This is a genomic window from Nocardia sp. NPDC004604 (assembly GCF_040609795.1).
GTDB lineage: Bacteria > Actinomycetota > Actinomycetes > Mycobacteriales > Mycobacteriaceae > Nocardia.
Genome location: NZ_JBEXLC010000226.1, coordinates 1 through 9,956 on the forward strand (window position 1 = coordinate 1; position 9,956 = coordinate 9,956).

At 66.6% G+C, this 9,956-nt stretch carries 6 protein-coding genes; 2 read left to right on the forward strand and 4 right to left on the reverse strand.

What is annotated here, in order from left to right:
* Positions 1 to 3: 3 nt before the first annotated feature.
* On the forward strand, positions 4 to 1,008 hold the full coding sequence (locus tag ABZW16_RS41290; protein ID WP_354961609.1) for a hypothetical protein: 1,005 nt from the start codon (positions 4 to 6) through the stop codon (positions 1,006 to 1,008).
* 335 nt (positions 1,009 to 1,343) lie between these two features.
* Here the strand turns inward: ABZW16_RS41290 and ABZW16_RS41295 are convergent, their stop codons facing one another.
* Together ABZW16_RS41295 and gabT are read right to left on the reverse strand one after the other, a co-directional pair.
* Complete coding sequence (locus tag ABZW16_RS41295; RefSeq protein WP_354961604.1) at positions 1,344 to 2,798, reverse strand: NAD-dependent succinate-semialdehyde dehydrogenase; 1,455 nt, start codon at positions 2,796 to 2,798, stop codon at positions 1,344 to 1,346.
* 16 nt (positions 2,799 to 2,814) lie between these two features.
* The gene (gene gabT / locus ABZW16_RS41300) at positions 2,815 to 4,164 is read right to left on the reverse strand and encodes a 4-aminobutyrate--2-oxoglutarate transaminase (protein ID WP_354961605.1); all 1,350 of its coding nucleotides are present in this window, start codon (positions 4,162 to 4,164) and stop codon (positions 2,815 to 2,817) included.
* 319 nt (positions 4,165 to 4,483) lie between these two features.
* Here gabT and ABZW16_RS41305 point away from each other — a divergent pair, with 319 nt between their 5' ends.
* Positions 4,484 to 6,004: a PucR family transcriptional regulator gene (locus ABZW16_RS41305; protein WP_354961606.1), complete on the forward strand. Its 1,521-nt coding sequence runs from the start codon at positions 4,484 to 4,486 to the stop codon at positions 6,002 to 6,004.
* A gap of 84 nt (positions 6,005 to 6,088) precedes the next feature.
* Here the strand turns inward: ABZW16_RS41305 and ABZW16_RS41310 are convergent, their stop codons facing one another.
* Both ABZW16_RS41310 and ABZW16_RS41315 read right to left on the reverse strand, forming a co-directional pair.
* On the reverse strand, positions 6,089 to 6,760 hold the full coding sequence (locus tag ABZW16_RS41310) for a DUF6875 domain-containing protein (protein WP_354961607.1): 672 nt from the start codon (positions 6,758 to 6,760) through the stop codon (positions 6,089 to 6,091).
* Positions 6,757 to 9,956 (reverse strand): amino acid adenylation domain-containing protein (locus ABZW16_RS41315; protein WP_354961608.1); only part of this gene is annotated, 3,200 nt, incomplete at its 5' end. The genes ABZW16_RS41310 and ABZW16_RS41315, both read right to left, overlap by 4 nt.

A 9,956-nucleotide genomic window follows, 5' to 3' on the forward strand; every position in this document is an offset into this window, starting at 1 on the left:
GGCATGGCCGTCATACCGCGAGGCCACACCGCAGTAGAGCAGCCGAACTTCACAGCGAAAGGGAAATATCCCATGCAGCGATCCACCCTCTACCGTGCGCTCGCGGTCACGGTGACCGCCGTCGTCGCAGCCACCGGCGCACATCTCATTGCCGAATGCGGCACTGCGTCGTCACAGCCGTGGGCCGGTAGTGCCGATCAATTCACCCTTGCCGCAGACAAGTCGGGGCACCGATGGGCGTCGGCTGCGTCCGCCACCATAACGCCCGGCGTGCAGGCCAACACCCAGGGCGCGCGGCCGTGCACTGCGAACTACACCTTCGTCGACAATGTCGGCAACGTATACCTCGGTCAGGCCGCGCACTGCGCGGGTACGGGTATCGGCGACCTGCAAGACCCCAACGGCTGCACCGCCGACAGTCTCCCGCTCGGCACCGCGGTAACCTTCAACCGCGGCGGCCTGCTCATGCTCCCGGGTGACGTCGTCGGCACCGGTCAACTGGTCTACAGCAGCTGGCTGGCCATGCAGCGGGACGGCGAGCAGGACCACAATACCTGCGCCTACAACGATTTCGCGTTGGTGAAGATCGCCGCCGAGGACGTCGACAAGGTCAACCCGAGCGTGCCGTACTGGGGTGGTCCCGTCGGCATCAACACCACCGGAACCGGCATCGGTGACCACGTTTACGGTTACGGCAACCCCAGCCTGCAGTTCGGAATCGCCGAACTGTCGCCTCGGACCGGCCAAAGCAATGCCGACGGGCTTACTACCGCCGGTTGGACACACGCGGTGACCGCGCCCATACCAGGGATACCCGGCGACAGCGGCAGCGCCTTCCTCGACCGCAACGGCTATGCCCTCGGCACACTGTCGACTGTGGGCATCAGTTTGCCGATCGTCAACAATATCGGTGACCTGAGCCACGAACTTGCCTACGCCCGAGCGCATTCCGGCATCTCGGGACTCTCGCTGGTCCTCGGCACCGAACCGTTCGACCCGAACCGCTGAGAGAAGCTGTCAGCTACGGCGTCGTCGAGTGGGCACGTGCAGACCGGCATCGCCATCGGCCGCCCCACCTCGGTGGACGGCAACCGCTCCGCCGCGACCATGGCCGCATTCCTCGAGCTCCGCAGCCGCCTTCGATGCGGAAACAATGGTCGAGCGCGTGGATGCTGCGGTCGAGTCCGTAGCCGGACAACTTCCACCCGCCGAAGGGCACCGAGGAGTCACCCTCATCGAAGGAGTTGACCCTGAGAACCCGGCTGGGGAGGGCCCATCGCGTGGCTCGTACGGTCCATACCGCCGATCAGTCAGTCGATTGTCCCCGACAGATGGCGGGCCGGTTATTGGAGGGCGAGGTATTTGGTTTCGAGGTATTCGTCGATGCCTTCGGTTCCTGCCTCGCGGCCGAGGCCGGATTCCTTGACACCGCCGAAGGGGGCGGCGACGTCGGAGATGATGCCTCGGTTGATGCCGACCATGCCGGATTCCAGTGCCTCGGCAACGCGGAAGGCTCGGTCGAGGTTGGTGGTGTAAACGTATGCGGCCAAGCCGAACTCGGTGTTGTTGGCAAGTGCGATGCCCTCGTCTTCGCCGTCGAAGCCGGTGATCGCGGCGACCGGGCCGAATACCTCCTCGCGCAGGATGCGCGCGTCGGCGGGGACGTCGGCGAGCACGGTGGGTTCGAAGAAGTAGCCTTCGCCGGGCAGGCTCGCGCCGCCGGTGGTGAGGACCGCGCCTTTGGCCACTGCATCCTGTACCAGGGATATGACTGTGCCGCGTTGTTTTTCGCTGATGAGTGGTCCGACCTCGGTGCCGTCGAGATGGCCTGGACCGACTTTCAACGCGCGCATCCTGGCGGCCAACGCGGCGGTGAACTCTTCGCGTACCGCGTTGTCGACGTGGAAGCGGTTCGCGGCGGTGCACGCCTCGCCGGTATTGCGCATCTTGGCTGCCATCGCTCCGTCCACCGCGGCATCGAGATCCGCGTCGGCGAACACCACGAACGGAGCGTTGCCACCGAGTTCCATGGAGGAACGCAGAACGCGCGTAGCCGCTTGGGCGAGAAGGAGTTTGCCGACACCGGTGGAGCCGGTGAAGGTCACCTTGCGCAGGCGTTCGTCGGCGAACATCGGATCGGTCAGCTGCGCTGCGGCCGAGGTCGGCAGGATCGACAGCACACCCGGAGGTAGCCCGGCATCGGTGCAGACCTGGCCGAGCAGCAGCATGGTCAGCGGGGTTTCGGCGGCGGGTTTGACCACCATGGTGCAGCCAGCGGCGAAGGCGGGCGCGATCTTTCGCGTACCCATGGCCAGCGGGAAATTCCACGGCGTGATCGCCAGGGTCGGGCCGACCGGCTGTTTGGTGACCAGGATGCGGCCGTTGCCCGACGGCGAGTGCGTGTAGCGGCCGTTGACCCGGACCGCTTCCTCGGCGAACCAACGCAGGAATTCCGCGCCGTAGGTGACCTCGCCGTAGCTCTCGGCGAGCGGCTTACCCATCTCCAAGGTCATCAGCAGCGCGAAGTCGTCGCGCCGTTCGATCACCAGTTCCCAGGCGCGCCGCAGAATTTCCGCCCGCACCCGCGAAGGTGTTGCGGCCCAATCCTTTTGCGCGCGAACAGCGGCATCCAGCGCGAGGGCGCCGTCGGCGGCCGACGCATCGGCCACCTCGACGAGCACCTCCCCCGTCGCCGGATTGTGCACGGGGAACGTCCGTCCCCCGGTTGCAGGCACTTGTTCGCCCGCGACCCACAGCCCGGTGGGCAGCGAAGCCAAGAGCGCGGCCACATCACGCATGGTCGATTCTCCTCGATCAGTTCGAAACGGTCTTGCGACGCAAAATCTCGGTCAGCACATCAATGCCGTCGGCAAGCAGATCCGCACCGATCACCAGTGGCGGCAGCAGGCGGATGACATTGCCGTGGGTGCCGCAGGTCAACAGCACCACTCCGGCGGAAAGCGCCTCGGCGGCAATAGCTTTCGTGAGCACCGGATCGGGCACCGACGTCCCGGGCCGCACGATCTCGATTGCCAGCATCGCGCCGCGACCACGCACCTCACCGATCACGCCGACCTGCTCGGCCAACGCCCGCAGCCCGGGCACCACCATCGCCTCGATTTCCCGCGCCCTGGCAGGCAGGTCCAGCTCGCGCATCACCTCCAGGGTGGCCAGCGCCGCGGCACAGGCGACCGGATTGCCGCCGTAGGTGCCGCCGAGCCCACCGGGATGGACCGCGTCGAGCAGTTCGGCCCGCCCGGTGATGGCCGCCAGCGGCATACCGCCCGCGATGCCCTTGGCCATGGTGATGATGTCGGGCACCACACCCTCGTGCTCGCTGGCGAACCACGCCCCGGTGCGGGCGAAGCCGGTCTGCACTTCGTCGGCGATGAACACGACATTGTTGCGTCGAGCCCAATCCGCCAGCGCCGGAAGGAATCCCGGCGTTGGCACGATGAACCCGCCCTCCCCCTGGATCGGCTCGATGATCAGCGCGGCCACCGCATCGGCACCCAGTTGCGCCTCGATCCGCGAAATCGCCCGCCGCGCGGCCTCTGCCCCGGTCAGCCCCGGCTCGTCGCGGTATGGGTAGGAGCTCGGCATCCGGTAGATCTCCGGTGCGAACGGCCCGAAGTTTGCCTTGTAGGGCATGGATTTCGCGGTCAGCGCCATGGTCAAGTTGGTGCGCCCGTGATAGGCGTGGTCGAAGGCGACCACCGCGCTCTTCCCGGTCGCCAACCGCGCCACCTTGATCGCGTTCTCCACCGCCTCCGCACCGGAGTTGAACAGCACGGTGCGCTTCTCGTGGTCGCCGGGCGTCAGCACGGCCAACTCCTCCGCCACCCGGACATAGCCCTCATACGGCGTGACCATGAAACAGGTATGGGTGAACCGACCCGCCTGGTCGGCAACGGCCGCGGCGACCTTCGGATGCGAGGCGCCCACACCGGTGACAGCGATGCCGGAACCCAGGTCGATCAGCGAATTGCCGTCGACGTCGACAATGACACCACCATCGGCGTCGGCGGCGTAGACCGGCACCGACGACCCGACGCCCGCGGCCACCGCGGCCTTGCGACGATCGGCCAGCGCCGACGACCGCGGCCCGGGCAGAGCGGTCACAATATTGCGCCGCTGGGCCAGGCGGTGCTCGATCTCGATCATCGGAGGGCTCCCATCGGGGGTCGGAGGTCTATATCGAGTCTCGGTGGAGCCGCTGTCATGATCCATCGCCATTTCGGCCAAGCCTGGTCCGGTCACGCGCCATTTCGTCGACTGCGCGAACAGCGAGCATGTGCGGTCAGCAGGATGGTTTCCGCCGAAGTCGGTCAATGCTGGCTCGTCGTACTCGGTTTCACGTCCTGGCGCAGGATGTCGAGTCGATGCGCGCTCTCGACCAGATCAATCGGTTTCACCGATTCCGCGTTTGCGCCGAGTTGGACAGGCAATCGGCGAGCAATCGACATTCTGTACACTTCTGGCAGTGTCTGTTCCGGTTAGCTGGGTGCTATCCCAATCCGATCTCGCGCTGCTGTTGGTGGGCGGCGCGACCGGCGTGGACCGCGAACTCGATCTGGTACTCACTACCGAACTCGAGCATCCATTCCCCTGGCTATCGGGTCGCGAACTCGTGCTCACCACCGGGATACGGCTGCCGCCCCAGCCGCAGCAGCGCGCGGCATATCTGCGCGGACTCGACGAATGCGGTGTCACCGCAGTCGGATTCGGCACCGGCCTCACCTATGAGGAAGTCCCGCCCGACCTGATCACGGCCGCCGACGAGATCGGCATTCCGCTATTCGAAGTGCCACTGCCGACACCGTTCGCGGCAATCGTCAAACGGGTAACCGCGCGGTTGGCGGAGTTGCAGCACATAGCCCTGCTGCGCGCCTCCCGCGCCCAACCTCGGATGACCCGCGCATTGGTCCGGGCGGGCGCACCGGCCGTGGTGCGCGAATTGGCCACCTCGCTCACCGCGACCGTATTGATGCTGGATCCATCGGGCGATGTCGTCGCGGCGCATCCGGGCACGCCGGACGACGAACTGTTGCGCACGGTGCGCGCGGCCATAGCCACCGAGCCGCCGGGCGTGGCCAGCAGCGTGCTGACCGCTCCATCCGGGACGACGATCACCCACCAACGCATCAGCGTCGGCCCGACCACGTACGGCACCCTCGCAGTGGTCGGCCACGCACCACTCGGGCCCACTGATCAGATCCTGCTCGGCCACGCCAACTCGCTACTGGCCCTGGATTTCGAGAAACCGGCACGACTGCAAGCCGCGCAAAACCTGCTCAACAGCCACGCACTCGGACTGCTGCTGAGCAGTGACACCGACCTCGGCCCGGCGTGGGCGCAATTGACAGAAGCTGCCGACGCACAGGGACGCATCCGCGTGCTCGTTGTGGACTGCGATACCGAGGCCGCGGCCGAGGCGGTCCGAGCCGCCATCACGGCGGCGATAATTCGGGCCGGGCAACCACTGTTCATGCAGAGCCTGAACCGGGAAGTCGTGGTGGTACTGCCGGGCACCCCGGGTACAACTGTCGCGCACCGGATCGAGATCGATACCGCGACAAGCAAACTCACCCGCTCCGGAATCAGCGACCCACATCCGGTGCACGATCTGATCACCGCGCTGGCCAATGCCCGCCTCGCCGCGTCCGCCGCCGAACGTGGCACTGCGCCTGCGGAATTCGCCCCGCTCGCTGGACGGTCCCTATTATCGTTCGACGCGACCCGACAAGCGCTCGCATCGATCGGCGATACCGTGCTCGGTCCACTCGCCGACCACGACCGTGTATGCGGCACCGACCTGATGACCGCGCTGCGCGCGTTCCTCGAAGCGAACGGGCAGTGGGAATCAGCCGCAGCCGCGACCGGGGTACATCGACATACGCTGCGCAAGCGGATCAGCACGGCCGAAACTCTGCTCGGAGTGGATCTCGACAGCGCGCGCGTACGTGCCGAACTACTGCTGGCGATGCTGGCCCGCCGCGCCTGACCAACGAATATCGAGCCCGAGATCCACGCAATACTCGTACTCGAAGCGAGGTTTCCGGTTCGGCCCTGGTTGCCGCGGTGAACCTCAGGGAGCTCCGTCCGACGCCTCGGGTTCCTGTACAAGTCTGTCGGCCATGGTGGACGCGATGAACTTGGGGATCGTGGGGGCGAAGAGTTTGAGGTAGGAGTCCATCCATTCGTGGCGGGTATTGAGGAATGGGAAGTCGGTGGGGGCCATGTAGCGGACGGCGAGCATGGGCAGTGGTGCGTCGAGTGCGGGGAAGTCCGGATTGTGCAGTCCCGGGGCGGTGCACCCCGGATAGAACTGACCGAGCATCAGACCCTTTTCGACGAACCGAGACTTCTGGTCCTGTTGAATATCGTCGATGTCGGAGTATTCGGTGAGGTTGGGGAAGACCGCGAGGACCGCCTTCGATTTGGCATCGGGTTCGCCCTGCGGTGGCAGGGCGGGGAACAAGTCGTACAGATCGTCGATGATTGCGGCTATGCGGTCGGCATCGATGGAACGACTTTCGAAGGCAGCCCAGATGAACTGGTTCCGGACGGCACGATTGGTGTAAGGACAGACCGCGCCGGTTCGGCCGAGGTCCGGGTGCGGTCGGCACAGATATTCGACCGTCCACCGCTGTAATTCGGCGGCGCAGGGATGCAGGGCGCTGCGGGTCGCCTCATCGGTAGCGAATAGGTTGACTGGCTCGACGCCGGAGCGGGTCCCGACGATTTGGGAGGTGGTCATGATCGGCCTGTCCTTCCGGATGTGATGGGCCCCGGTTGCTTGTTGCGGGCAGAGCGGAAGTGCTCGGTGAGGACGAATCCGATCGCGCGCAGCGAATCGGGTTCGATCATCCGTTCGTGCCGGACCGGAATGGGGTGTTCGGTGATCCGGCCGGTGATGAGGTCGTTCCATGCGAGGGCCGGATCGGGGCCGCCGTCCGTGTCGTCGGCGGCGCGGAAATAAATCAGATCACCGTCGAACCGCGTCGGCCGATGATGCCGGGTGAGGTCGACGAGCCGGGTGTAGTCGTCGCGCAAGGTCGCCAGATGCTCAGGGGTGACAGCGGTGAAGAGTCCGCCTTGCTGGTGCAGCAACTCGGCCGCGGCCTCGGCGTTGACGTCGGCGCCGTCCGTCGGCATCGCGATTCCGCCGAACTCGGCAAGCATCTGCGTGATCGTCGGGGTGGAAACGCGGACGGTGCTGGCCGTGACGACGCGGGTGTCCATCATGGCCAGGGTGGCGACCAACTCGCCGTCGCGGCGGAGTCGGGCCGCGATCGCGTGCGCGATGGTGCCGCCGAGCGAGTAGCCGAGCAGGTGGTACGGGCCGTGCGGCTGGATGGCGCGGATCTCTTGGACGTAGCGGGCGGCGAGTTCGTCGAGCGTCTCGAATTCCGCGGTGGCATCGCTGAATGCCGGGGATTGCAGCCCGTACACCGGGCGGTCGGGATCGATGTGCTGCACGAGTCCGCTGAAACCCCAAGCCAATCCGACGGCCGGATGGACGCAGAACAGCGGCGCCTCGGCACCGGCGGCGCGCAGCGGGAGCACGACGGCGAGTACGTCGCCGGTGTCCGGTTCGTCGAGGCCGCGCAGTCGGGCGTCGATGCGGCCAGCGAGCGTCGCCGGAGTCGGATCGGTGAAGATCCACTGAACCGGCACGGTCGCACCGGTCGACTCCACCAGCCGCGCCACCAATCGGGCGGCGGCCAGCGAGTTGCCGCCGATGGAGAAGAAGCCGTCGTCGACGCCGACTCGCTCGATGTCGAGGGTCTCGGCGAAGGCGTCGCAGACGGTGGCCTCGAGTTCGGTCGACGGCGGCCGGTACGGGGAGTGACGCAGGTCGGGGCTCGGCAGCGCCTTGTAGTCGAGTTTGCCGGTTGCGGTGCGCGGCATCCGGTCGAGAGTGATGATGGCGGTAGGAATCATATGGGTGGGCAGACTGGTCGCGAGTTCAGTGGTCAATGTGGTGATATCTGGTGTGGCGTCGGGGGCGGGTACGACATAGCCGACGAGCTGGCGGGCGCCGTTGGGTCTGGTGTGCACGGTGACCGCTGCATTAGCTATATCGCGCTGGCTACGCAGCGCCGTTTCGATTTCGCCGGGTTCGATTCGATGTCCGTGCATCGTCAACTGCAGGTCGCTGCGGCCGATGAACCGCAGCGCGCGGTCGGCGGTCCAGGCGACGAGATCGCCGGTGCGATACATGCGTGTCCCGGGCGGCCCGTAGGGGTCGGGGACGAATCGGGCCGCGGTGGTCGCGGGTTGCCGGTGGTAACCGCGGGCGAGGCCCGGTCCGGACAGGTACAGCTCGCCGGGGACGCCGGGTGGGACTGGCCGCAGTCTGCGGTCGAGTACCACGGCGGTGAAGCCGCGCACCGGACCACCAATAGTCATCGGACCGTCCGCATGCGCGGTCAGCGGAGCATCGGCGCAGCTCATGATCGTGTTCTCGGTGGCGCCATAGGTGTTGATCACCCTGTGGCCCGGTGCCCATTGAGCGGCGAGGTCGGGCGGGCAGGTCTCGCCGCCTAGGATCAGCGTCCGGAGGGTGTCGAGCCCATCGGTGGGCAGCGATCCGAGCACAGTCGGGGTGAGCGCGGCATGGGTGACGCGTTCGGCGTCGATCACCTCGGCCAGTTCGGCGCCAGCGGCCACCGGTGTCGCGGCGAGGACCAGCGTTGCACCGGCCGCTGCGGCCGTGAGCCATTCGAGGATCGAGACGTCGAAGCTCGGCGAAGCGGCAGCAAGTATGCGGCTCATCGGTGTAACACCGAACCGTTCCCGCGTTTCGGCGGCCAGGTTCGCTATGCCGGCGTGGGTGACCACGACTCCCTTGGGCGTCCCGGTGGAGCCTGAGGTGTAGATCAGGTAGGCCGGATGCTCGGGCCGCAGTGTGGTGGTGCGCTCGTGGTCGTCGATCGGGCTCGGCGGCGCCGCCTCCGTCGTCGCGGCGAAGGTGGGATCGTCGAGGTCGAGCCAGCTGATCTCGCTCGGTAGCTGGTCTCGGTAGGTTCTGTAGGTCAGCCCTAGGGCGGCGCCGGAATCGGTGAGAATGCCGGTGATCCGGTCGTGCGGATGGATGAGATCGACCTGCACGAACGCGGCGCCGGTCTTGGCGACCGACCATACGGCGATCATGGCGTCGATGGAGCGCGGTAGGGCCACGGCCACCACCGATTCCGGTCCTACTCCAGCGGCGATCAGTACCCGCGCCCACCGGTTCGAGGTTTCGTCGAGCTCGCGGTAGGACAGCGTCGTCCCGGCACAGACCAGCGCTGCTGCGTCCGGCGTTGTCGCGGCCGCGGTCGACAACACCTCCGACAACACCGACTTCTCGGCGCCGGGGCGACCACGGACGGGCACCAGCGTGGCTCGCTCGACCGGCGAGAGCAGTTCCAGTTGGGTGAGGGGGAGGTCGGTATGCGTGGCGATGGTGTCGAGCACCCGCAGCACCCGGTCGGCAAGGGCGTCGATCTGGTGTTGGCCGAAGAGTTCGGGCAGGTATTTGAAGGTCAACTTCACATGAGTGTCGTGGTGGACGATCAGGCCGAGTGGATAGTGCGCGGCGTCTCGTCCTTGGACGTCGAGGACATGCATTCCGGCGATGTCGGTGTCCTCGGACAGTCCGGCCGAGTCGACGGGGTAGGACTCGAAGACGGTTACGGTGTCGAACATCGCGCCGGGACCGGCCAGCTGTTGGATTTGGGCGAGTCCGAGGTGGTGATGGTCGAGCAGGGCAACCTGTTCGGTTTGGATCCGCCGCAGCAGTTGGGCGAGGCTTTCGCGGTGGTCGAGCCGGACGCGGACGGGCACGGTGTTGACGAACAGTCCGACCATCGACTCGATACCGGAGATGTGTGCGGGACGCCCGGAGACCGTCGTGCCGAAGACCACGTCTTCGCGGGCGGTCGCATTGGCGAGCACGAGCGCCCACG

What these genes read in the sequence shown, in the direction of transcription:
- ABZW16_RS41290 (WP_354961609.1), top strand. Translation starts at nt 4, where the DNA reads ATGGCCGTCATACCGCGAGGCCACACCGCAGTAGAGCAGCCGAACTTC.
- ABZW16_RS41295 (WP_354961604.1), bottom strand. Translation starts at nt 2,798, where the DNA reads ATGCGTGATGTGGCCGCGCTCTTGGCTTCGCTGCCCACCGGGCTGTGG.
- ABZW16_RS41310 (WP_354961607.1), bottom strand. Translation starts at nt 6,760, where the DNA reads ATGACCACCTCCCAAATCGTCGGGACCCGCTCCGGCGTCGAGCCAGTC.
- gabT (WP_354961605.1), bottom strand. Translation starts at nt 4,164, where the DNA reads ATGATCGAGATCGAGCACCGCCTGGCCCAGCGGCGCAATATTGTGACC.